General features: G+C 34.0%; 23 protein-coding genes and 1 tRNA gene. 22 read left to right on the top strand and 2 right to left on the bottom strand.

The features are described from left to right. Window positions 1-70 precede the first annotated feature (70 nt). The 7 genes from ACSSV5_RS01700 to ACSSV5_RS01670 all read left to right on the top strand — a co-directional run bounded on the left by ACSSV5_RS01700 (window position 71) and on the right by ACSSV5_RS01670 (window position 7179). Window positions 71-520, top strand: a complete 450-nt coding sequence (locus ACSSV5_RS01700; protein ID WP_454244513.1) for a GatB/YqeY domain-containing protein — start codon at window positions 71-73, stop codon at window positions 518-520. A 696-nt stretch (window positions 521-1216) separates the two neighbouring features. Then, window positions 1217-1290: transfer RNA gene (locus ACSSV5_RS01695), tRNA-Arg, on the top strand. A gap of 202 nt (window positions 1291-1492) precedes the next feature. Next, window positions 1493-1972 (top strand): DUF6495 family protein, encoded by a 480-nt coding sequence (locus tag ACSSV5_RS01690; protein ID WP_454244512.1) that lies wholly within the window; start codon window positions 1493-1495, stop codon window positions 1970-1972. Window positions 1973-1982: 10 nt separating this feature from the next. Continuing rightward, window positions 1983-3368: a histidine--tRNA ligase gene (gene hisS / locus ACSSV5_RS01685; protein ID WP_454244511.1), complete on the top strand. Its 1386-nt coding sequence runs from the start codon at window positions 1983-1985 to the stop codon at window positions 3366-3368. A gap of 1 nt (window position 3369) precedes the next feature. Next, window positions 3370-4332, top strand: coding sequence for a D-alanine--D-alanine ligase (locus ACSSV5_RS01680; RefSeq protein ID WP_454244510.1), 963 nt, complete (start codon window positions 3370-3372; stop codon window positions 4330-4332). A 39-nt stretch (window positions 4333-4371) separates the two neighbouring features. Beyond that, window positions 4372-4824: a pantetheine-phosphate adenylyltransferase gene (gene coaD / locus ACSSV5_RS01675; RefSeq protein WP_211065508.1), complete on the top strand. Its 453-nt coding sequence runs from the start codon at window positions 4372-4374 to the stop codon at window positions 4822-4824. Between the two features lie 117 nt (window positions 4825-4941). Beyond that, complete coding sequence (locus ACSSV5_RS01670) at window positions 4942-7179, top strand: choice-of-anchor L domain-containing protein (protein ID WP_454244509.1); 2238 nt, start codon at window positions 4942-4944, stop codon at window positions 7177-7179. A gap of 13 nt (window positions 7180-7192) precedes the next feature. On the opposite strand, the gene ACSSV5_RS01665 is transcribed toward ACSSV5_RS01670, so the two are convergent. After that, window positions 7193-7834, bottom strand: a complete 642-nt coding sequence (locus tag ACSSV5_RS01665; RefSeq protein WP_211065506.1) for an O-methyltransferase — start codon at window positions 7832-7834, stop codon at window positions 7193-7195. Further along, a complete protein-coding gene (locus ACSSV5_RS01660) occupies window positions 7821-8915 on the bottom strand; it encodes an amidohydrolase family protein (protein WP_454244508.1) in 1095 nt (364 codons plus the stop codon). Before ACSSV5_RS01660 ends, ACSSV5_RS01665 begins: the two co-directional genes overlap by 14 nt. Window positions 8916-9141: 226 nt before the next feature. Here ACSSV5_RS01660 and ACSSV5_RS01655 point away from each other — a divergent pair, with 226 nt between their 5' ends. The 15 genes from ACSSV5_RS01655 (at window position 9142) to ACSSV5_RS01585 (ending at window position 24398) form a co-directional block, all read left to right on the top strand. After that, on the top strand, window positions 9142-9474 hold the full coding sequence (locus ACSSV5_RS01655) for an ArsR/SmtB family transcription factor (protein ID WP_211065504.1): 333 nt from the start codon (window positions 9142-9144) through the stop codon (window positions 9472-9474). A gap of 45 nt (window positions 9475-9519) precedes the next feature. Next, entirely contained in the window at window positions 9520-9993 is a 474-nt protein-coding gene (locus ACSSV5_RS01650) for a DUF6428 family protein (RefSeq protein ID WP_211065503.1), read from the top strand. Window positions 9994-9996: 3 nt separating this feature from the next. Then, window positions 9997-11007, top strand: coding sequence for an ACR3 family arsenite efflux transporter (gene arsB / locus ACSSV5_RS01645; RefSeq protein WP_454244507.1), 1011 nt, complete (start codon window positions 9997-9999; stop codon window positions 11005-11007). Between the two features lie 3 nt (window positions 11008-11010). After that, window positions 11011-11613 (top strand): low molecular weight phosphatase family protein, encoded by a 603-nt coding sequence (locus ACSSV5_RS01640; protein ID WP_211065501.1) that lies wholly within the window; start codon window positions 11011-11013, stop codon window positions 11611-11613. Between the two features lie 746 nt (window positions 11614-12359). Next, window positions 12360-12818, top strand: coding sequence for a division/cell wall cluster transcriptional repressor MraZ (gene mraZ / locus ACSSV5_RS01635; protein WP_211065500.1), 459 nt, complete (start codon window positions 12360-12362; stop codon window positions 12816-12818). Continuing rightward, on the top strand, window positions 12802-13710 hold the full coding sequence (gene rsmH / locus ACSSV5_RS01630; protein WP_454244506.1) for a 16S rRNA (cytosine(1402)-N(4))-methyltransferase RsmH: 909 nt from the start codon (window positions 12802-12804) through the stop codon (window positions 13708-13710). Before mraZ ends, rsmH begins: the two co-directional genes overlap by 17 nt. Before the next feature lie 2 nt (window positions 13711-13712). Continuing rightward, the gene (locus ACSSV5_RS01625) at window positions 13713-14033 is read left to right on the top strand and encodes an FtsL-like putative cell division protein (protein ID WP_211065499.1); all 321 of its coding nucleotides are present in this window, start codon (window positions 13713-13715) and stop codon (window positions 14031-14033) included. After that, on the top strand, window positions 14030-15991 hold the full coding sequence (locus ACSSV5_RS01620; protein ID WP_454244505.1) for a penicillin-binding protein: 1962 nt from the start codon (window positions 14030-14032) through the stop codon (window positions 15989-15991). Before ACSSV5_RS01625 ends, ACSSV5_RS01620 begins: the two co-directional genes overlap by 4 nt. Next, a complete protein-coding gene (locus ACSSV5_RS01615; RefSeq protein ID WP_454244504.1) occupies window positions 15988-17454 on the top strand; it encodes a UDP-N-acetylmuramoyl-L-alanyl-D-glutamate--2,6-diaminopimelate ligase in 1467 nt (488 codons plus the stop codon). The genes ACSSV5_RS01620 and ACSSV5_RS01615 overlap by 4 nt, the downstream gene beginning before the upstream one ends. A gap of 2 nt (window positions 17455-17456) precedes the next feature. Beyond that, window positions 17457-18671: a phospho-N-acetylmuramoyl-pentapeptide-transferase gene (gene mraY / locus ACSSV5_RS01610; RefSeq protein WP_454244503.1), complete on the top strand. Its 1215-nt coding sequence runs from the start codon at window positions 17457-17459 to the stop codon at window positions 18669-18671. Further along, window positions 18671-20005: a UDP-N-acetylmuramoyl-L-alanine--D-glutamate ligase gene (gene murD, locus ACSSV5_RS01605; RefSeq protein ID WP_454244502.1), complete on the top strand. Its 1335-nt coding sequence runs from the start codon at window positions 18671-18673 to the stop codon at window positions 20003-20005. The genes mraY and murD overlap by 1 nt, the downstream gene beginning before the upstream one ends. Window positions 20006-20010: 5 nt before the next feature. Next, on the top strand, window positions 20011-21243 hold the full coding sequence (locus ACSSV5_RS01600; RefSeq protein WP_454244501.1) for an FtsW/RodA/SpoVE family cell cycle protein: 1233 nt from the start codon (window positions 20011-20013) through the stop codon (window positions 21241-21243). Next, complete coding sequence (gene murG / locus ACSSV5_RS01595; protein ID WP_454244500.1) at window positions 21240-22334, top strand: undecaprenyldiphospho-muramoylpentapeptide beta-N-acetylglucosaminyltransferase; 1095 nt, start codon at window positions 21240-21242, stop codon at window positions 22332-22334. The genes ACSSV5_RS01600 and murG overlap by 4 nt, the downstream gene beginning before the upstream one ends. After that, on the top strand, window positions 22331-23686 hold the full coding sequence (gene murC / locus ACSSV5_RS01590; protein WP_211065493.1) for a UDP-N-acetylmuramate--L-alanine ligase: 1356 nt from the start codon (window positions 22331-22333) through the stop codon (window positions 23684-23686). Before murG ends, murC begins: the two co-directional genes overlap by 4 nt. Beyond that, window positions 23676-24398, top strand: coding sequence for a cell division protein FtsQ/DivIB (locus tag ACSSV5_RS01585; protein ID WP_211065492.1), 723 nt, complete (start codon window positions 23676-23678; stop codon window positions 24396-24398). The genes murC and ACSSV5_RS01585 overlap by 11 nt, the downstream gene beginning before the upstream one ends. The last annotated feature ends 3 nt before the right edge of the window (window positions 24399-24401 follow it).

Raw genomic sequence — 24401 nt, 5'->3', positions numbered from 1 at the left:
TATGTAACTCAAGTTACAGTATGAAGAAGTTTGGACAATATTTTAGTATTTTTGTCAAAAAATTGAAATTATGAGTTTAGAAAAACAAGTGATGGACAAAATGAAGGTGGCAATGAAAGCTAAAGATACAGTAGCTTTAACTTCTTTGCGTTCTATAAAAAGTGAAATTTTGAAAGCCAAAACCAGTGGTGACTTTAGTGGTGAAATGACTGAAGCTGAAGAGCTTAAACTCATCCAAAAGTTAGTGAAACAACGCAAAGATTCCGCAAAACTCTATCAAGAGCAAAACCGAGATGATTTGGCTGAAGAAGAATTGAATGAAGTGAAAATACTTGAAGAGTTTTTGCCTGAGCAAATGAGCGAAGAGGTTATTGCTAAAGAAGTCAAGCAAATTATAGAGCAAACTGGTGCAAGTAGTATGAAAGATATGGGAAAAGTGATGGGCATTGCCAGTAAACAGATGGCTGGCAAAGCTGAAGGTGCTATGATTTCTAAGATTGTGAAGCAAGAGTTGGCTTAGATTGCGTGATTATTGTTTTATATCTTATGTGTCTGTGAGACGTGTGAGGTCTTGTTAATTTTAAATTTGGTTGACAAAAGATGCTTTCTTAAGACTATGATGCGTTAATCAGAATAATTGCAAGTTTTTAGTTTTTGAATATTTAAAAGTCTTATTTATTTTGCCACGAATACACTAATTTTATTTTGCCACGAATGCACTAATTTTATTTTGCCACGAATGCACTAATTTTATTTTGCCACGAATACACTAATTTTATTTTGCCACGAATACACTAATTTTATTTTGCCACGAATACACTAATTTTATTTTGCCACGAATGCACTAATTTTATTTTGCCACGAATGCACTAATTTTATTTTGCCACGAATGCACTAATTTTATTTTGCCACGAATGCACTAATTGATTTTAAGATTATAGAACTGAGAAGAAAAAGAATTTAACGAAGTACGTGTGTTAAAAATTAGATTCAAATCAGTTCTGTATCTTAACTGAATAGTCCTGCCTTTGCGAAATTGACTCCAAAATAAAAAAACTTAAAAACTTCACATAGTAAGCAATATTTCTTGTAATTTTGCAAAACTTTTTAGCTCGGTAGCTCAACTGTCTCGCACATGTGGAATGGATTTCGGCTACTTAGTAAATAATAAAAGTACATTTTAGCATAATTTTTATGCATTATATTTTGAAATAATGGCCCTGTAGCTTAACTGAATAGAGCTTTGGATTTCGGCTCCAACGGTTGGGGGTTTGAATCCCTCCAGGGTCACTTTACAAACATTAAGCCCTTGATTTTCATGGGCTTTTTTATTATATACTAAAGAATCTATATTGATAAGTTTAAACTCTTCATTGAATACCTAAAAAGCCAACCTAACAGGTTTTGAAACTTCAAATAATATCTCACTTTTTAAAATCAAAAATATAGAACATAAACAGCTATACAAATCAATTTCTTTACTTTTGCAAACATGAAATACGAAAGATTAACCAAAGAGCAATTTGAAGAATTGCATCAGGAATTTATCAATTTTCTCGCCACACAATCTATTACTGCTGAAGAGTGGGCAGACATTAAAAAAAACAAACCCGAAGTGGCTGAAGAAGAACTCGATATTTTTAGCGATTTGGTTTGGGAAGGTGTGCTCAAAAAAGTAGAATATCTCGAACATATTTCAGCAAAATATATGTTTTTGTTCAGGTTTACCGAAGTGCAAATTGATTTGATAAAAATAGAAGTCAAACATCCTGATATTGACATCACGACTAAAAAAGGCTACCAATGGCTACAAAATAATTTACTCGCCGATGAAGTCGAAATTCACGAAGCCACCAAAGCTTTGAGTGATGATAGAAATAAAGATATCTTTGCATTGATCAAACAAGGTGCAAATATCACAAAAGGCGAGTTGTTCAAGTATTTTAACAAGTGGATTAACGCCCAAAACTAAAACCAAATTAATGGCTCAAAAACCCGCTATACCAAAAGGCACAAGAGATTTTAACGCTGAAGAACTCGCGAAACGCAATTATATTTTTGATACGATTAAGCATCAATTTCAGTTGTTTGGATTTCAACCTATTGAAACTCCAAGTTTTGAAAAGTCATCAACCCTTATGGGAAAATACGGCGACGAAGGCGATCGGTTGATTTTTAAGATTTTAGATTCAGGTGATTATTTGAAAAAAGTTGATAATAAACTTTATGAAACCAAAGACGCAACTCAAATTACATCAAAAATCTCGGGCAAAGCCTTACGTTACGACTTAACCGTCCCATTTGCACGTTATGTGGTGCAACACCAACACGAGTTGAATTTTCCGTTTAAGCGTTTTCAAATTCAGCCGGTTTGGCGTGCAGATCGACCGCAAAAAGGTCGTTTTAGAGAGTTTTATCAATGCGACGCCGATGTGGTTGGAAGCCATAGTTTATGGCAGGAAGTAGAGTTTATACAACTCTACAATGCTGTTTTTAATCAACTAAAACTAAAAGGTTGCAAAATCAAACTCAACAACAGAAAAATTTTAAGCGGTCTGGCAGAAATCATTGGCGAATCTGATAAGCTCATTGACTTTACAGTGGCTTTAGACAAGCTTGACAAAATCGGTAAGGACAAAGTGATTGAAGAAATGTTGGAGCGAGGTATTGATCAACAAGCCCTTGAAAAACTCAATCCTATTTTTGAATTACAAGGCGATATGCAAACCAAGCTCAACCAAATTAAAACTTTATTGTCATCTTCAGACATCGGTTTAAAAGGTGTAGAAGAATTAGAATTTATCGTCAACCAAACTCGCGATTTAGACTTAAAAGCTTGTGAGTTAGATTTTGATGTTACCTTAGCACGCGGTTTGAATTACTATACTGGAGCTATTTTTGAAGTTCAAGCTCCTGAAGGCGTAAAGATGGGTTCCATTGGTGGTGGTGGTCGCTACGATGATTTGACGGGTATTTTCGGTCTTAAAGATTTAAGCGGTGTTGGCATTTCTTTTGGCTTAGATAGGATATTTTTGGTGATGAAAAGTTTAAATTTATTTCCTGAAAACCTTGTCAAAAATAATCGTTTGTTGTTTATCAACTTTGGAGAAAATGAAGCTCGTCATTCCATTAAGTTGATTACAAGACTTAGAAATAATGGTATTGCAGCAGAATTGTATCCTGATGCTGATAAACCAAGAAAGCAATTGACTTACGCCAATAAAAACGAATATCAATACGTAGCTTTACTTGGCGAAAATGAAATTCAAAACAAAAATTTGACACTAAAAAATATGAACAGTGGCAAACAAGAACAAATTCAGCAATCGGATTTGGTCAATGTGATGACTGAAAAACTTAATAACTGATATGAAAAAAACCATCGCCATCGCTATGGGTGGCTACACCAGTGAATGTGATGTTTCCATACAAAGTGGAGAAAATGTTTATGAGCATCTAAAAAACGATTATAATGTTTACCAAGCTCATATTTTAAAAGACAATTGGTATGTTTGGCACGACGCCCAAAAATATCCCATTGACAAATCCGATTTTTCTGTTGTAATCGATGGACAAAAAATCACCTTTGATGTCGTGTTTAATACCATTCACGGCACGCCAGGCGAAGATGGTTTGATACAAGGTTATCTTCAAAATTTAAACATCAAACAAACGGCTGCTGAATATTACAATGCAGCTTTAACCTATAACAAAAGAGACTGCATCAGTGTTTTAAAAGCCTATGGCATACCAACTGCCGAAAATTATTTTTATAATCAAGGTGATGTTATTGATGCTGATGATATCATCAAAAAAGTAGGTTTGCCTTGTTTTGTCAAAGCCAATCGAGCTGGTAGTAGTTTTGGAATTACTAAAGTTAAAACCAAAGACGAAATCCCACAAGCGATAAATCACGCTTTAAAAGAAGACGACGAAGTGATTATTGAATCCTTTCTCGATGGTCGAGAAGTTTCCGTTGGGGTGATAAATTATCAAGGAGAAGTTAAGGCTTTGCCTGTTACAGAAATTATTTCAGAAAATGAATTCTTTGATTTTGAAGCTAAATATTATGGCAAATCTCAAGAAATCACACCAGCCAATTTAACAGAAAATGAAACCCAATCTGTTCAAAATTTAGCGGTTAAAATTTTTAAAATATTAAAGATGAAAGGTTTGACACGTTCAGAATTTATTTTTCACAATGGTCAACCGCATTTTTTAGAAATCAACGCCTGTCCAGGTTTGACCAAAGCCAGTATTTTACCTCAACAAGCTAAAGCTGCTGGCATTTCTTTATCGGCTCTTTTTAGTAATGCTATTGAGATGGCTTAGACGCTTTTATTTTATTATCTTTACCCAAAAAGTTTTGTTATGAAACGTGCGGTTTTTCCTGGTTCTTTTGATCCTTTAACGATAGGGCATTACGATATTATTTGTCGTGGAATGACCTTGTTTGATGAAATTATCTTAGCTATTGGCGTGAATGCCAACAAAAAATATATGTTTAGCTTAGAACAACGCAAGCAGTTTTTGATAGATACTTTTAAAGATGAACCCAAAATAAAAGTCGATACTTATTCAGGACTAACCGTTGATTATTGTATTGAAAATGAAGCTGATTTTATCTTAAGAGGTTTGCGTAATCCCGCTGATTTTGAGTTTGAAAAAGCTATTGCACACACCAACAGAAAATTACAAAAAATAGAAACCGTTTTCTTGCTAACTTCAAGTGGCAAAAGCTATATCTCGTCTTCAATTGTGAGAGATGTCATCAGAAATGGTGGCGATTATACCGTTTTGGTACCAGATAGCGTTAGGGTTTAAACTAAATGGCTTTTTATAAGTCTTAATTCAAAATTATTTGTGTTGAATCTTATACGTTTTAGCTTATTCATTGCTTCTCTTATTTTTACTCTATTTTCTTTTAGTCAAAATATCAGTGTGAGTTCTAACACATTTTCAGATCAACAACTTGTTGAAGACGTGTTGTTTGGCACTAATTGTGTTGATAACATCAATGTGACTAACACGGTTTCTGGCAATTTTTCAAACGGTGAATTGAGTTATGGATATTTTGATGCCAACAACGCTAACTTTCCTTTTGACAACGGCATTGTTTTAACCACTGGTCGGTTAAGCAACGTGCCTGGACCAAATAATTCCCTAAGTGATGATGATGCAGCCAATTGGTCTGGCGATCAAGATTTAGAAAATATTCTCGGTATCAGCAATACCATCAATGCTACAATTTTTGAATTTTCGTTTGTACCACAAGCCAATAGCATCAGTTTTCGATATCTATTTGCTTCCGAAGAATATCGAGAAAACAACTCTTCAACTTGTGATTTTTCTGACGCCTTTGCTTTTTTGATCCGACCTGTTGGTGGACAGTTTCAAAATTTAGCACTTGTGCCTGGCACTAACACTCCTGTTCAAGTGACCACAGTTAGACCTGAAATTCCGGGTGCTTGTGATGCGATTAATGAAGAATTTTTTGGACAGTTTAATGATGTAAATGCTCCGATAAACTTTAATGGACAAACGGCAATTTTAACCGCTGAAAGTGATGTTATAGCTGGTCAAACCTATGAAATCAAATTAGTGATTGCTGACGAAACTAACTTTAGATATGATTCTGCCGTTTTTATAGAAGGAAACAGTTTTAATATTGGCGTAGATTTGGGTCAAGACCAAACCCTTTGCCAAGGCGAAACCTTAAATCTTCAGGTAGAAAATGATGAAGTTACAGCGATTAGGTGGTTTTTTGACGGTCAATTGATTAATGATACCGATGACAATATCACAGTTTCTGAAGCTAATTTTGGTGCAGGTCAATACAGTGTTGAAGCTGATTTAACAAGTGGTTGCACGGCTATTGATGAAGTTCAAATCAGTTTTGATCAAATGAGTTTACCACAAGATTTAAGTCTCAATACTTGTGTTGATGCTAATGGATTTGGAGTCTTTAACTTATTTGACGTGAGTAATCAAATAGATAACAGTTTGCAAATTTTAAATTTTTATTTAACCCAAAACGAAGCTGAATTAGGCATCAATCCTATTCAAAATCCTAATACATTTGAAAATACAACGTCTAACCAAAATGTTTTTGTTCGTGTCTTGAACGCTAATAATTGCACTGCTGTAGCAAGTGTTCAGTTGAGTGGAAACAGTCAAGTTTTTGATGAAATTACGTTTACAGTTTGTCCTGTCCAAGAAACCAGTCCGACGTCTTTTACCAATCAAGCCATTCAAAATCAAGTTTTAAGTGTTCTTGGAATTCAAGCTCAAAATATAGAGTTATATTTTTCAGAAAACGATGCCATCAATCAAACCAATTCAATTAACACAGGTTTTATAGAAATAGAAACTGAACTTTTGCCTTTAACAATTTTTGCTCGTGTAGAAGCTGACAATTATTGTTTAGGTCTTGTTCCTGTTGTTCTTCAAAAAATTGATGCTCCTATTTTTAGTAATGTTGAATCTGAATTTTTAATTTGTGAAAATTCTGATGACAATGTAACGCTTGATGCCAGCATAGTGAACACGCAAGGCGAAACATTCTATGAATGGAATACTGGTGAAACCACAGAAAGTATTCAGGTGAATGAAGCAGGAAGTTTTAGTGTTGAGGTCACAAGTGTTCAAATGATTGATGGTCTTGAAGTGGTTTGCACAAACACTAAAAATTTTAATGTTAATGCTTCAAGCTTACCTGAAGTGAGTTTTACTCAAACTGGTTTTGCGGGAAATGGACAAGTTATAATCAATGCCCAAGGCAGTGGTGACTATGAATTTGCGTTAAATGATAGTGGTTTTACAAACTCCAATACTTTTGATATTAATCAAATTGAAAACACCATTATTGTCAGAGATAAAAATGGCTGTGGTGAAGTAACATTAAATTTTATTGCACTTCAAATCCCTGATTTCTTTACACCAAATAATGATGGGATTAATGATTTTTGGCAAATCAAAGGCATCAGACAAAGTGAAAACGACGTCAAAAATATTTTTATTTTTGACAGGTATGGCAAATTGCTGGATAATATTTCACCTTTACTGATTGGTTGGGATGGCACGTATAATGGCAAAACAATGCCGTCACAAGATTATTGGTATAAAATTGAAATGAATTCTGGACAAAGTGTTTCAGGGCATTTTACTTTAAAACGTTGAAAGTTTAAGTAAATCAATCTTTTAATCGACTAATGCTTAATCCATCTCTAATCGGTAACAATACCGTTTCTAATTGTGAATGTGTAATGAGTTTTTCATTATAAGCCCGTAAAGCCAGCGTGTCTTCATCGTGGATTTGTGGGTTGACGACTTTGCCGTCCCAAAGCACATTATCTGATAAAATAACGGCTTTAGGATTGAGTTTAGGCATCACCAAATCTAAATACAGACTATAATTTTGTTTATCGGCATCGATGAAAACCAAGTCAAATTTAGCATCAATTTTAGGAATAATGTTTTGAGCATCACCCAGATGGGTTTTGATATTTTGATAGAACGGAGAGTTTTTAAAATGTTTTTGCTGAATGTCAACCAACTCTTCATTAACATCAATAGTGTGTAATACGCCATTTTCAGCTAAGCCTTCAGCAAGACAAAGGCTTGAATATCCTGTGTAAGTGCCTATTTCTAAAATGCAACTCGGGGCGACAATTTTTGAAATTAAACTCAATAATCTGCCTTGATAAGCACCGCTGAGCATTCGTGGTTGAAGCACTTTTTGCCAGGTTTCTTTGGCAAGGGCTTTTAGAAATTTTGGCTCATTTTCGCTGTGCTCAATACTGTAAGCTTCTATGCTTTTGTCAATTATTTTCATGGTGACCAATACGTTTATAAAAATCAGTTTTTAGTTTTTCATCTTCTCCAAACAACCAAGTTACCACATTGTTACTCCAAATTTCGTCGCGTTCTTTAGCTGAAATAATATTTTGCTCAACAGCCAAATCCAAAAGTTTGCCAGGATAGGATGATTGCGGTTGGCTTTCCATTTCACCAAGTGGATAAGGATCATCAAGTCCAGCGATAATTTGTTTGCTTTTTTGATTTTCTAACAGAAGTTTAAATGATTTGGTGTCGTGCACCAAAGTATCAAAGAAAATATTTTTATGACCTACTGATTTTCGCGGGTGAACTTTGCCTTTAAATAAATCAGGACGTCCATCAAAACCCTGAATTCTTCGCCCTAAATTGATTTGTGCGAGTTGTCCGCCATGAGCAAAACAAACCCGCATATTTGGGTATTTGTCAGGATAACCATTAAGGGTTAAAAAGTGATAAGCATCAGCACATTGAGCCAACATCCAAATCAGATGAAAGCGCCAAGCGGTGTTTTCAAGTTTGATAAATTTTTCACCATCATACGGATGAACTTCAACCGCAAGATTATATTTGCTGGCAAGCTCAAAAATAGGTTCGTTTTCTTCGTCAAAAATACAACGCCAAGTGCCGATAGAGTCCATGTAATGAGTTGGTAAGCAAAGAATACGCATATCGAGTTCTTCTACGCAGCGTTCAATTTCCCACAAAGCACTTTTGACGAAACCCGGATGTACCACAAAACCACAAGTAAATTTTGTGGGGTTTTCTTTTTGAACTTTTGCATTAAAATCGTTTTGAAATCGCAAAGCTTTTTTCATTTCTTCCACACGTAGTCCGTTACCATAAAGTTGAGATAGATTCAGCACCACCGCATGGTCAATATTATAACGCTCCATCCATTCTAACTTATCATCAAGAAAAAAACTCGAATCGGTTACGGGGCGTTTCCAGTTTTTTTGAAGCATAAATTTACGTTCATCGTCCACCCAAAAAATGCCTTTTTCTTTCATAAACTTAGGAATCTGTTCGGGATAAGGTAATAAGTGAGAATGACCGTTTATACGTAGTTTTCGTTTCATATGTCGTAAAAATACATCAATTAGTTGGGTTAAAATTAAAGAAATTGTAAAATATAAGAGAATATTTATACAGTTCAAAACTTACATTTTGAAAATAAAATAATTATTACTTTTTTAGTATTGAATATTAATCGTAATATTGCAATGTAGTAATAGTAGTGAACAGTGAGCAGTGAGCTGTGGTTAGTAAGAGTTTAATATAGGCTAAGTGCTAAAAAATCAAAACATGGGTTTAACCAAAACAGAAAATTTTACAGCGGAACAAAACCAAATTGCATCTATAGCTAAGGCATTAGCCCATCCGGCTCGAATAGCAATTTTACAAGAAATATTTAAAGCACAATCTTGTATTTGCGGAGATTTGGTCAGTCAAATTAATTTAGCACAACCGACCATTTCTCAACATCTTAAAGAACTTAAAAATGCTGGATTAATCAAAGGTAATATTGAAGGCACGAGCGTTTGCTATTGTATTGATGATGAACAATGGACACAATTAAAAAACACACTCAATGCGTTTTTAGACCGCAATATTTCCGTCAATGACGACTGTTGTTAAATCAATACCGACGTATATTATTAAATCAAATTAAAACATAAAATTATGACACTCTCTGAAATTAAAAATCATTTAAAGCAAATTGAAAATCTCAAATTTATTTTACCCAATGGTACAGAAGTGCCTTCGCACTTTCATGTGACAGAAGTTGGTAAAGTTACCAAACATTTTATTGATTGTGGTGGCACAGAGCGTTTTCAGGATATCATCAATTTTCAACTCTGGACAGCCGATGATATAAATCACAGACTTCAAGCTGAAAAATTAAATAAAATTATCGAACTTTCTGAAAAACAACTCAAACTCAATGAGGATTTAACAATAGAAGTGGAATACCAAGGTCAAACCATTGAAACTTATGGTTTGGATTTTGACGATTCAGTTTTTAAACTCATACCATTACAAACCGATTGTTTGGCTAAAGACAAATGTGGAGTTTCAGCGTCAAAACCTAAAGTTAAATTAAGTGAATTGCAAGCTTCACAAGCCTGTTGTTCGCCTGAAAGCGGTTGCTGTTAAGCTATGGGAAAATTTGAAAAATACCTGAGCGTTTGGGTTGCTTTGGCTATCTTAGTTGGCATTGGTATAGGACGACTGTTTGGCGATTCTATTCAATTTTTAAGCGATTTAGAAGTTGCAAAAGTCAATATTCCAGTTGCCATTTTGGTGTGGATGATGATTTATCCGATGATGGTGCAAATTGATTTTTCATCCTTAAAAAACGTTACTAAAAATAACAAAGCTGTAGGTTTAACTTTAGTCATAAATTGGTTAGTCAAACCTTTTACCATGGCATTTTTTGCGTGGCTGTTTTTAGATCAAATTTTTAGTGCCTATTTATCGCCAGAAGATGCAGAGCAGTATATCGCTGGAGCTATCATCCTAGGTGCTGCACCTTGTACGGCTATGGTTTTTGTGTGGTCGTATTTAACCAAAGGCGATGCTAATTATACACTCGTTCAAGTGTCTTTAAACGACATTATTTTATTGGTGCTTTTCATTCCAATTGTCAAATTTTTGCTTGGGGTAACTAATATTCAGATTCCTTATGATACTTTGATTTATTCAGTTGTTATTTTTGTCGTTATTCCACTCACAGCAGGTTATGTTTCAAACAAATATTTAATAAAAAGATACAGTATAGATTGGTTTAAAAATGTGTTTTTACATCGTCTGAAACCTGTCTCTATGATTGCCCTCATCACGACTTTGGTCTTGTTGTTTGCCTTTCAAGGCGATAAAATTTTAAACAAACCTTTTGATATTTTATTAATTGCCATACCATTGACCATTCAAACTTATTTTATCTTTTTTGTCACTTGGTTTATCGGTCGTTATTTAAAACTAAAACACAGTGTTTGCTCGCCATCGGCTATGATTGGTGCGAGCAACTTTTTTGAACTGGCTGTTGCGGTAGCCATTTCGCTATTTGGTCTTAATTCTGGTGCATCTTTAGCGACAGTAGTTGGTGTATTGATTGAAGTGCCAGTGATGTTATCGCTTGTGGCTATTGCTAACAAATGGAAATATTAAAACATGAATAATTCAATTCAATCGCTTCTACAACAATTTGAAAAGGAAGACCATCAAATTGACCTTGAAAGAAAACATCAAATTAAAGCCATTGCTGAAACTTTAAAACAGCAGCATTCATCAAAGCCTTTTCAACTCATTTTTGTTTGCACACATAATTCACGTCGGAGTATATTTGGTCAAGTTTGGGCAACAGTCCTTGCCGATTATTATGATATTGCTTTAGAGTCTTATTCTGGTGGCACAGAAGTTTCAGCGGTTAATGATAACGCGATAAGTTGTCTAAGATATTTAGGCTTTGACGCTCAAAAATCCCAAAACACAAGCAATTCAATAGTTGAAGTGAATTACGGAAATTCTAATGTTATCAAGTGCTTTTCAAAATTATATAACGATGCTCAAAATCCGAGTGATAACTTTTATGCCATTATGCTTTGTGAGCAAGCCTCGGAAAATTGCCCATTTATTCCAAATGCCTTAGAGCGTTTCAATTTGACCTATCCCGATCCAAAACAATTTGATGGCACAACTCAGCAGGATGAAAAATACAGGGAAGTGGCTTTGACAATTGGGCTTGAGTTGAGTTTTCTGATCAGGCAGTTATAATATTTTGCTTTCTGATTTATATAAATTAACGTGAGTTCGATATAAATTGCAATAAAATATATTCATATAAAATACAGATATTTAATCATTTGTCATGTTGACAGAGCGAAACATGAACGACGAGACATCTCAGTAGAATGAGATTTCTCCTCATTCTTCGTTCGAAATAACAAAATTTGCTTACAAAAAGATATAACCATCTGATTTATAGCTTTCAATAAATCGAACTTACGTTAAATTAAATTAGGGTTTATAAGAAAGTTAGAATTTAAAGTCAGAATTTAAAGTTATAGATATCGGATTTGTTATAAATAGAATGGCTCCAATCCAACTATTTAAAACCGTTGAAACGCTTAGGATTGTGCATTGGCTATGGTTTGCAAATATTCGATTGTGAATGGATTTATCCATTTTCAATGATTTCAATTTCTTTCCTGTAAGTTCTAAGTTTTACTGCGATATGGTCTCGCAGTACTGAAATTGTTAAGTGTATTTTATCGTATGCAAAGTTATTATGCAATATATATTCCCTCGCATTAAAACAACAAATTTATTGACTTATCTTACTGAAATTTAGTGGTTTATATAAGAATAAGGATATCCTAAATTAAGACTTAAAAACTCTGCATTTACTGTTTCTTCCAAATAGCTATAAGTGCTACTTTCAAAAAACTTATCAACAATGTGGTAAAAAGTGGTAAATTGTGGTAATTTTTTTGATATATTTGACCTAATTATTGAGGTCAATGACAAACTACATCGGAACATATGAGTGCAAAATAGATGCAAAAGGAAGGCTATTAGTGCCTTCTGCCCTAAAAAAGCAAATGCATTCCCACTTAGAAGATGGCTTTGTTTTAAAGCGTTCTGTGTTTCAAAAATGTCTCGAACTCTACCCAATGCAGGAGTGGAATGTGTTAATGCAAAAGATTAATGGTCTCAATAGATTTAAAAAGAAAAACAACGATTTTATCAGAAAGTTTACTGCTGGTGTCAAAGTTGTTGAAGTCGATACCAATGGTAGATTACTGGTTCCAAAAGATTTAAAAACCTTCGCTGATATCAATAAAAACTTAGTGCTGTCTTCAGCCATCAATATTATAGAAATATGGGATAAAGACCTCTACGAATCTTCAATTGAAGATGTCGATGATTTTGCAGATTTAGCCGAAGACGTAATGGGAAACAATGATGACACAGAATGACTATCACATACCCGTTTTGCGCAATGAAAGCGTTAAAGGTCTCAACATCAAACCCGACGGCGTTTATGTTGATGCCACATTTGGTGGTGGTGGACATTCTTATGAAATTTTAAATCAACTAAATTCTAAAGGAAAATTAATTGGTTTTGACCAAGACGAAGCGGCATTACAAAACAAAATTGATGATGATAGATTCCTTTTAATTCCAGAAAATTTTAGATATCTCAAACGCTTTTTAAAATTTCACGGTTTTGAATCTGTCGATGGAGTTTTAGCCGATTTTGGTGTGTCTTCTCATCAATTCAATACTGCCGAACGTGGCTTTTCAATACGATTTGACGCTGATTTAGATATGCGGATGAATCAGAGCCAAGACCTGACAGCCAAAAAGATTGTTAATGAATATTCTGAAGACAAATTGATTTCAATTATACGACAATATGCAGAGTTGAGAATGGCTCCAAAGTTGACTGCTGCAATAATTTCAGCAAGACAACAACAGCCTATTGAAACAACATTTCAGCTAAATACAATTTTAGAGCCATTATTACCACAAACCAAAATCAATAAATTTTTAGCTCAAATTTACCAAGCTTTACGCATAGAAGTCAATCAAGAAATTGAAGCACTTAAAGAATTTTTATTGCAAACAACTGATGTTGTAAAAACAGGTGGCAGACTTAGCTTGATTTCATATCACTCTTTAGAAGATAGGCTTGTGAAACATTTTATCAGAAGTGGAAATTTTGAAGATGACATTCAAAAAGATTTTTATGGGAACATCAAAAAACCCTTTAAAAAAGTTGGCAATCTCATTGTGCCAAGTGAAGAAGAAATAAGACAGAACAAACGCTCTAGAAGTGCAAAATTAAGAATTGCAGAAAAAATTTAATTATGAGCAAAGGTGCAATTGATATCATAAAAGGCAAGTTTTTAATTCAAGACGGTGCGTTTAAAAATTGGAGCTTTATCTTGTTTTGTGCCGTGCTAGCACTTGTTATGATTGCCAGCTCTCACAGTGCAGATCGAAAAGTCTATAAGATTGCTGAACTCAAAACCAAAATGAAAGCTCTTAGAAGCGAGTTTGTCGATACCAAAAAAGATGTGATGCAACTCAAAATGGAGTCAAACGTTACCAAAATTATGACCAAAAGAGGTATTAAACTTTCTGAAGAACCACCTTTCGAAATCATTGTAAAATCAAAATCAGAATGATAGCACAAAAAAACATTCTTAAACGATTTTATGTCATCCTGGTAATGCTGGTTTTATTTACTGGCATAATCGTTTATAAAATTATTCAAATTCAAATCATTGACGGCGAGCATTATAAATCTATCGCCAATCAAAGTGTGTACAAAAGCTTTATCATCGAGCCTAATCGCGGTAATCTTTACGATACCAATTTGAATTTATTGGCAACCTCTGTCCCAGTTTACGAGATTAGATTTGATGCCGTTACAGTGTCTGAAAAAGACTTTGATAAAAATCTCATATCACTTTCAAAAGCGCTTTCAGATTTTTCAGATTTACCTGTTTCTTACTACAAAAACAAACTTCTCAATGCCAGAAAACAAAAAAATCGTTATCTGCTTATAGCCAACAATCTGGACTACAGTGAATATCAACAATTTAAAACTTTTCCACTTTTCAAATTAGGGCCATACAAAGGTGGTTTTATTGCCGAGCAAAGTATTGAAAGAGTGCATCCTATGGGCAAAGTTGGCCGACGAACTGTTGGCTATAACAACGTTGGTCTTGAAGGGGCTTTTGATGAATACCTTAAAGGCAGAAAAGGAAGACAGTTCAAACAAAAAATATCTAAAGGTCAATGGAAACCGCTTAATGATGGAAATAGTATTGAGCCTGAAGATGGTTTAGATGTGGTTTCTACCATTGATGTCAACATTCAAGATATTGTGCATCATGCTTTATTGAGACAACTCGAAAAATTCAAAGCCGACCACGGTAGCGTGATTGTTATGGAAACCAAAACAGGTGAAATCAAAGCGATTTCTAATTTAGGTCGAACCAAAAACAACACTTATTTTGAAAAAAGAAATTATGCCGTGTGGGAAAGCCATGAACCTGGGTCAACTTTTAAATTAATGAGCCTTGCTGTAGCTCTAGAAGATAAGGTAGTCGATACTTCTACCGTAGTTGATACTAAAAATGGAGTTATTAAATTTTATAATCGAACTATAAAAGATTCAAGAAGAGGTGGCTATGGAAAAATCTCTGTGGGCGATGCTTTAAAAGTCTCATCTAACACAGCATTTTCTCAAATTATAAATGATAATTATAAAAATAATCCTGAAAGGTTTGTCGATCGATTGATCAATATGGGATTGAATAAAAAAATTGGTCTTGAAATTAAAGGCGAAGGTCAACCATCTATTCCACATCCTGATGATAAAAACTGGTATGGCACTACTCTGCCCTGGATGTCTTTTGGTTATGGCGTGTCTATGACGCCTTTACAAATCTTAAGTTTTTACAATGCTATAGCAAATGATGGCATAAGAATAAAACCCAGATTCATTAAAAAAGTGATGAACAAGGGTGAGAATATAAAAAATTATGACAAACCTATCATACAAAACAGTGTTTGCTCAAAAGAAACAGCAAAAATACTTCAAGATTTACTAAAGCAAACGGTGGAAAAAGGAACAGCTAAAAACATTTATAACCAAAACTTTTCTATGGCAGGAAAAACCGGCACTTGCCAAACTGAATATTGGATTGAAAGTGGCAGATATATCGCCTCCTTTGCGGGTTATTTTCCAGCTGATAATCCTAAATATTCTTGTATTGTAACAGTTCATAAGCCTGATACAAAAATCGGGTTTTACGGTAGCCAAGTTGCTGCTCCTGTTTTTGCAGAAATTGCCGAAAAAATTTATACCAAAACACCGATAAAAGATGAAATCACAGCAGATAGCATCCAGTTGCTTCAAGATGAATTGATGGTTCATAAAACCATTGCCAAAGCAGAAGAACACATCAATACTATGCCAAATCTAAAAGGAATGCCACTAATGGATGCCATAGCGGTGATAGAAAATCTAGGATTGAATGTTCAATTTGTCGGTGAAGGAAAAGTGTTAAGACAGTCTATTGCTAAAGGGCAAAAAATAAAAAAGAATCAAAACGTAAAACTCATATTAGGTTGAATACATTAAAAGACATATTGTATAAAGTCAGTTTAGAAGCCGTTGAAGGTTCTACTAATCAATCTTTTATCAACTTACATTTTGATTCTAGAAAGGTGGGCTTAAACGATATTTTTGTCGCCATCAAAGGTACGCATTCAGATGGACACCACTATATCAAAAATGCCGTTGACCAAGGAGCTATCGCTGTGGTTTGCGAAGAATTTCCAGAGCTTAAAATCAATGGTGTTACTTATATAAAAGTGAAAGATTCCCGTGAAGCTTTAGCCTATATGGCTTCTAACTTTTTTGATAATCCATCTTCAAAACTCAAGCTGATTGGCGTAACAGGAACCAATGGTAAAACTACAGTTTCTACTTTACTCTATCAATTGTTTCTAAAATTAGGTTATTCTGTAGGTTTGATATCAACCGTTAGAATTCTTATTAATGACGAAGAATTTCCAACCCGATTGACTACACCAGATTCTATTACCATAAACCAATACATCCACCAAATGTATGAAGCTGGTATAGAATATGTTTTTATGGAAGTAAGTTCGCACGGTATTGAACAGAAACGCAGCCTAAGTTTAGATTTTGATGCTGCTATTTTCACTAACTTGTCTCACGATCATCTCGATTATCACAAAACATTTGAAGCTTATAGAGATGTAAAAAAACGCCTGTTTGACCAACTCAAAAAATCGGCTTTTGCCATTACTAATAGTGATGACAAAAATGGAGAATTTATGATACAGAATTGTAAAGCAAAAACCTACACATATGCCTTAAAATCCTACGCTGATTATAAAGCCAAAATTATTGAAAATAGTTTTAGTGGTTTACATCTTAAAATCAATGATCAAGATGTATGGACAAAAGTCATTGGCGAATTTAATGCCTATAATCTACTTGCTGTTTATGCTGTCGCCAATCTGTTTGAATTAGATGAGTTAGAAAGTCTAAAATTTTTAAGTCAACTACAACCTGTTGAAGGTCGTTTTGAACATTTCAAAAGTCAATCTGAAGATATTTCAGCCATTGTAGATTATGCCCACACACCTGATGCACTAAAGAATGTTTTAGAAACCATTAATAGCATACGAACCAAAAACGAAACTCTAATTACCGTAGTAGGCTGCGGTGGCAATAGAGACAAAACCAAACGCCCAAAAATGGGTCAAATTGCTGCAAAATACAGTGACCAAGTCATATTTACAAGTGATAATCCGAGAGACGAAGATCCCGACGAAATCATCAATGATATTGAAAAAGGAGTTGAACCTCAACATCAACAAAAAATATTGAGCATCACCAACAGAAAAGAAGCCATAAAAACCGCTTGCAAAATAGCCAAACCCAATGACATTATTCTCATTGCTGGAAAAGGACACGAAACCTATCAGGAAATAAAAGGAAAGCGAAAAGATTTTGATGATATGGAAATTGTGAAATATTATTTAAACCGCTTTAAAAAATAACTATGCTATATCATTTACTAAAATATCTCGATAGTTTATATGATTTTCCTGGAGCAGGTTTATATCAATATTTATCGTTTAGAGCTGCTATGGCCACCATTTTATCGCTTTTGATTTCATTGATTTTTGGTAAACGCATCATTAATTTTTTACAAAAACAACAAGTTGGAGAAAGCATCAGAGACTTAGGTCTTGACGGTCAAACTCAAAAAGCGGGAACACCAACTATGGGTGGTTTGATTATCATTTTTTCAACCTTGATTCCTGTTTTGCTATTTACAGATTTAAGTAATATTTATATTATTCTATTAATTATCACCACCTTATGGATGGGCAGTATTGGTTTTTTAGACGATTACATCAAGGTATTTAAAAAAGACAAAAAAGGCTTAAAAGGTAAATTCAAAGTATTCGGTCAAGTGGGACTTGGCATCATTGTAGGTTTAACCATGTATTTTCACAATGATATTACGGTGAGAAATGATATTCAACTCAATCCTGAGACCAATCAAATCATAGAAATTGCAGATGAAGAAAAATCAACCACCACGACTATTCCTTTTTTAAAAAATAATGAACTTGATTATTCTAAAATCATCACTTGGATCAGTGAAGATTTAGCACCTTACGCTTGGTTAATTTTTATACCTATTGTCATTTTTATAGTTACCGCAGTATCAAATGGTGCCAACCTTACCGATGGCATCGATGGACTTGCTGCAGGCTCTTCAGCTATTATAGTTTTGACTCTTGGCATTTTTGCTTGGGTTTCAGGCAACGTTATTTTCTCTGATTATTTAAACGTAATGAACATCCCTAGATCTGGCGAAATGACCATTTTTATCGCAGCTTTCACAGGTGCATTAATTGGATTTTTATGGTATAATACATTTCCCGCTCAAGTATTTATGGGCGATACGGGAAGTTTAACGATTGGCGGAATTATTGCTGTAATCGCCATAGCCACAAGAAAAGAACTTTTATTACCCATACTATGTGGAATTTTTCTGGCCGAAAATTTTTCTGTCGTAATGCAAGTGGGTTGGTTTAAATATACCAAGAAAAAATTAGGAGAAGGCAAACGCATTTTTCTGATGTCGCCTTTACACCATCATTTTCAAAAGAAAGGATTTCACGAAAGTAAAATTGTGGTGAGATTTTGGATTATAGGCATTCTTTTAGCTGTCATATCAATCATAACCCTAAAAGTGAGATAATGCAAAACATAGCAATTTTAGGAAGTGGAAAAAGTGGTCTTGGTGCTGCTATTTTGGCATCGAAAAAACAATACAACGTATTTTTAAGTGATTCACAAAAGATTTCTGCATCTAATATTGAAACCTTAAAAAATCTCAATATTGAGTTTGAAGAACACCAACACAGTTTAAACAGACTTGCTGATGCCGATTTAATAGTAAAAAGTCCAGGTATTCCCGATGACGCTCAAATTGTAAAACAGCTCAAAGAAAAACAAATTCCTATAATTTCAGAAATTGAATTTGCTTTCCAGCATACCAAAGCCAATATCATTGGTATCACGGGTTCAAACGGCAAAACAACAGTTGCCTATATGGTGTATCATTTATTAGAAGATGAACTTAAAGAAGTGGATTTGGCTGGAAATATTGGGTTGAGCTTTGCTAAATCCGTCGCTGAAAAAGATGCTAAACATTATGTTTTAGAAATCAGTAGTTTTCAGTTAGATGGTATAGAAAATTTTAGACCGCATATTGCCATTATAACATCAATAACGCCTGATCACTTAGACCGTTACCAAAATAACTTTGATTTATATACGGCTTCAAAATTTAGAATAGCCAAAAATCAACAACCCGATGATTTTTTAATCTACAATGCCGATGAAAATCACCTCTGCAATTGGCTTAAAAATCATCCTGTAAACGCAACCTGTATTCCTATTTCAACTGAAAAAGAATTGAAATATGGAACCTATCTCAAAGACAACGAAATTATTATAAACCTCAATAAAAAAATACATATTATGCCAATAACCGCTCTACAAGTCGAAGGAAAACAGAATACTAAAAATGCAATGGCCGCTTCTACCGTTGCTCATTTACTCAAAATCAGGAAGGAAACCATCAGAGAAAAATTAGAAACTTTTCAAGGTGTAGAACATCGTTTGGAACACGTTTTAAAAATCAATAATGTCAACTATATCAATGATTCTAAAGCGACAAATATTAATGCCACATTTTATGCTTTGGACTCCGCAACTTCAGACGTAATTTGGATTGTTGGTGGTGTTGACAAAGGCAATGTTTATGAAGATTTATTGCCTTTGGTCAATGAAAAAGTCAAAGCCATCATCTGTCTTGGCGTTGACAACCAAAAAATTATTAAAGCTTTCAAATCTTGTGTAGATGAAATTTACGAAACGCAATCTATGCAAGAATGTGTCAAAATAGCCTATCATCTTGCCAAAGCTGATGATACGGTTTTGCTGTCGCCAGCTTGTGCCAGTTTTGATTTATTTGACAATTATGAAGATCGTGGAAGACAATTTAAAGAAGCCGTGCAAAACCTATAAATCCAATGAAAAATTCTTTAGTCCATTTTTTTAATAACAATTTGAGTGGTGATAAAGCCATTTGGGCTATAGTGGCTTTGTTGGCTGTGTTTTCATTTATTCCTGTATATAGTGCAAGTAGCAATTTAGCTTACCTTAATGGTGGTAATGGCAACACCATAAGTTATCTTATCAAACATTTTGTGCATTTGTTTATGGGGTTTGTTATCATATTTGCGGTGCATAAAATTCCTTATAAATATTTCAGGGGAATTTCTATTTTACTACTTCCGTTTACTATTGTTTTATTGATTTTTACCCTGTTTCAAGGCACAACCATCAATGGTGCTTACGCCAGCCGTTGGATAACTATTCCTGTGTTTAATATGAGTTTTCAAACATCAAACTTTGCTGCTGTTGTGCTGATGGTTTATGTAGCGAGATATTTATCAAAAATAGCCAACAAACAGGTAACTTTTAAAGAAACCATTTGGCCACTTTGGGTGCCCGTTTTAACAGTTGTTGGTTTGATATTTCCAGCCAACTTTTCAACGGCGGCTATCATATTTTGTATGGTTATGCTTCTGGCGTATTTAGGCGGTTATCCTATAAAGTATTGTGGTTATATTCTTGGTAGCACTCTAATTATTGTTAGTTTATTTATTTTAACATCAATGGCTTTTCCTGGTTTACTTCCAAACCGTGTTGATACGTGGACAAGTAGAATAGAAAGTTTTGTTTCTGACGATGAACAACAAGAACAATATCAAGTTGAAAAAGCTAAAATTGCTATTGCAACAGGCGGTTTAACAGGAAAAGGCGTTGGCAAAAGTGTACAGAGAAATTTTTTACCACAGTCGTCTTCAGATTTTATTTATGCTATTATCATTGAAGAAACTGGCTTAATCGGTGGTTTTTTTGTGCTTCTGCTCTACCTGTTTATTTTGTTAAGAATCGCCATTATTTTCACGAAAAGAGATTCCGTTTACGCCAAACTTCTCATTGCAGCAGTGGGTTTACCCATTATATTTCAAGCCTTTATCAATATTGGAGTTGCTGTGAATTTATTTCCTGTAACTGGACAAACTTTGCCTCTAATCAGTAGCGGTGGTTCTTCAATTTGGATGACTTGTGTAGGCATCGGAATTATTTTAAGTGTAAGTTCAAAATCAAATGAAGATTACAGTGAAAACGAACTAAAATATAAAGAAAACGAAGAACAAGAAAACCCCTTAGATGTATTGAGTCAAACTTTATGAAACCTTGGAAAATAATCATATCAGGCGGTGGAACTGGCGGTCATATTTACCCAGCAATTGCGATTGCTCAAGAAATAAAAAACAGACAGCCCAATGCTGATATTTTGTTTGTTGGTGCTAAAGACCGTATGGAAATGCAAAAAGTACCAAAAGCAGGTTTTAAAATTATTGGCTTGTGGATTAGCGGAATTCAAAGAAAATTGACATTATCAAATTTACTGTTTCCTATTAAGCTGTTGTTTAGCTTGATAAAAGCAAGACAAATTATCAAAAAACATCAACCTGACATTGTTATTGGCACAGGTGGTTTTGCAAGTGCACCGTTGTTAAAAATGGCGAATATGATGAATTATCCAACTTTGATTCAGGAACAAAATTCTTATGCAGGCGTAACTAATAAATGGGTCGCCAAACAAGCTAATGCCATTTGTGTGGCTTATGACAATATGGATCGTTACTTCCCAAAAGACAAAATCACTTGGACAGGCAATCCTGTTAGACAAGACTTAATTAACAATAAACTCTCAAAAGAAGAAGCACTTTCTGAATTTAATTTAAACCCTGACAAGCAAACCTTATTGGTGATTGGTGGTAGTTTGGGTGCGTCAATTCCTAACAAAACCATCGCAAAGCATTTAGAGCTAATCGAGCAACTCAACTGCAATTTATTGTGGCAATGTGGAGCTTTTTATTTTGAAGACTATAAAAATTTAGCAAACGAGAACATTAAAATATTAAAATACATAGAATATATGCAAGCCGCTTATGCCGCAGCAGACATCATTATTTCTCGTGCTGGTGCTGGCTCAGTAAGCGAATTGAGTTTAGTGGGTAAACCCGTCATTTTTATTCCATCGCCTAATGTTGCAGAAAATCATCAATTTAAAAATGCACAATCTGTCGCCAAACATCAAGCCGCTATTTGTTTAGAAGAAACAGAATTAGATCAAATATTTGAGAAAACCTTAAAAGATTTAATTCAAAACCAAGCACAAAGAGAGCGTTTATCAAAAAACATAAAAACCTTAGCTAAGCCCAATGCAACGAAAGATATCGTTGATATTGTAGAAAACATTATCAATAACAAATGAAATTAAATTTAGCACATATCAATCAAGTTTACTTTATCGGCATTGGCGGTATTGGTATGAGTGCCTTGGCTTTTCATTTTATAAAACTAAGAAAAACAGTTTTGGGATATGACAAAACACCAAACGAGATGTGTCATAAGTTGGTAAAACTTGGTGCAAAAATTGAATACGATGAAAGCCTAAAGTTGGCAAAAAATCTAAAGAAATCCGACACACTTGTTATTTACACACCAGCTATTAAAGAAAATCATCCTGTTTTTCAATTCTTTAAAACCAATAATTTTAATATTTTTAAAAGAGCTCAGGTGTTGGGTGATTTAAGTTCTAACAAAACTTGCATTGCAGTTGCTGGCACACATGGCAAAACCACGATTACAAGTATGTTGGCATTTTTACTTAAAGAAAATAACCAACCCGTTACAGCATTTCTCGGTGGAATAGCACAAAACTATAATTCAAATTACATTCATAATGGTGATGACGTTTACGTGATTGAAGCTGATGAATTTGATCGGTCTTTTTTAAACTTAAAACCAGATTATGCATTAATTAGCAACATAGATGCAGATCATTTAGACATCTACAATACCAAAGAAGAACTAGAAGAAAGTTTTAAAGATTTTGCAAATCAATTGAAAGATAAAGCTCAATTATATCATCAAAATCAATTGGATTTTAATGGAAAAACGATTAGCGTAAATGAAAATTCTGACTTTTATGCTGAAAATATCAGTATCAAAAACGGTGCTTATCATTTTGATTGGGTAAGTCCAAATCTGCATCTGAAAAATTTACAACTTAATATGCCAGGTTACCACAACTTGTTTAATGCCATAAGTGCATTAGCTTTGTCGGTAGCTTATATGCCAGAAAAAGCCGAAAGTTTTGCAAAATCTTTAGCCAATTTCAACGGTGTAAAAAGAAGATTTAATTATATCGTCAAACGGTCAGACTTAACCATAATTGATGATTACGCACATCATCCATCCGAAATAAAAGCGGTTTATCAAGCTGTAAAACAAATGCATCCAAATCAAAAAGTGATGGCGATTTTTCAACCGCATTTATTTTCAAGAACACAAGATTTTGCTGATGATTTTGCTCAAGAACTCAGTCGCTTTGACGATGTGAAACTCTTGGAAATTTATCCTGCAAGAGAAGAACCGATAGAAGGCATAAATTCAAAATATTTATTGTCTAAAATAAAACTGTCAGACAAAGCAATGATTCAAAAAAATGATATATTATATGCTATCAGAACCAGTAAATGTTCAGTCATAGTTTTTATGGGTGCTGGCGATATTGGCATTGAAGCTCAACGCATTAAAAATTATTATAGCGATGAAAAATAATTGGATTTACATAAAAATCAGCTTGATGCTCATCTTGATGGTATTCTTGGTCAGCTTTACAAATCATCGGCACAGTAGCATGAATATCAAAGCTATAAATATTACATACCAACAGGAAAATCAACTGTTTGTAGATAAAAAAACGGTTAATAAATTGTTAATACAAAATAAAAAACACGTTGAGAAATTAAGCTTAGAACACTTAGATTTGAATATTGTAGAAACCCAACTTGAAGCACACCCAATGATAGAAAATGCGGAAGTTTTTTTGAATATTGATGGCACACTATATACTGAAATTACCCAGCGTAAACCCATTGCTCGAGTGATTAGTAGTGAACAATATTATATTGATTCAAACGGAAAAAAAATGCCATTATCTCCAAATTATTCTGCAAGAGTTCCTATAATTTGGGGTATAAAAGATCAACAGATCAGTGATGTTTTTAAGCTTTTAAAATATATTCAACACGACTTGTTTTTAAAACAAAACGTCACTGAAATAAGAACCTATCCCAATGCACAATTTGGATTGAATTTTAGACAGCAAAATTTTAAAATATTTATTGGTAAAATAGATAACCTCAACAAAAAGTTTATGAATTTTAAAGCGTTTTATGTCAAAGCTAAAAAAGATAAACTTTTAGACAAATACAAAAGAATCGACTTGCAATACGGCAACCAAGTTGTTTGCGAAAAAATTGAATCTTAAACT

This window comes from Psychroflexus sp. MBR-150 (genome assembly GCF_053628795.1).
Note: the sequence above shows the minus strand (reverse complement) of the source record. Positions and strands in the feature narration are given on the sequence as shown.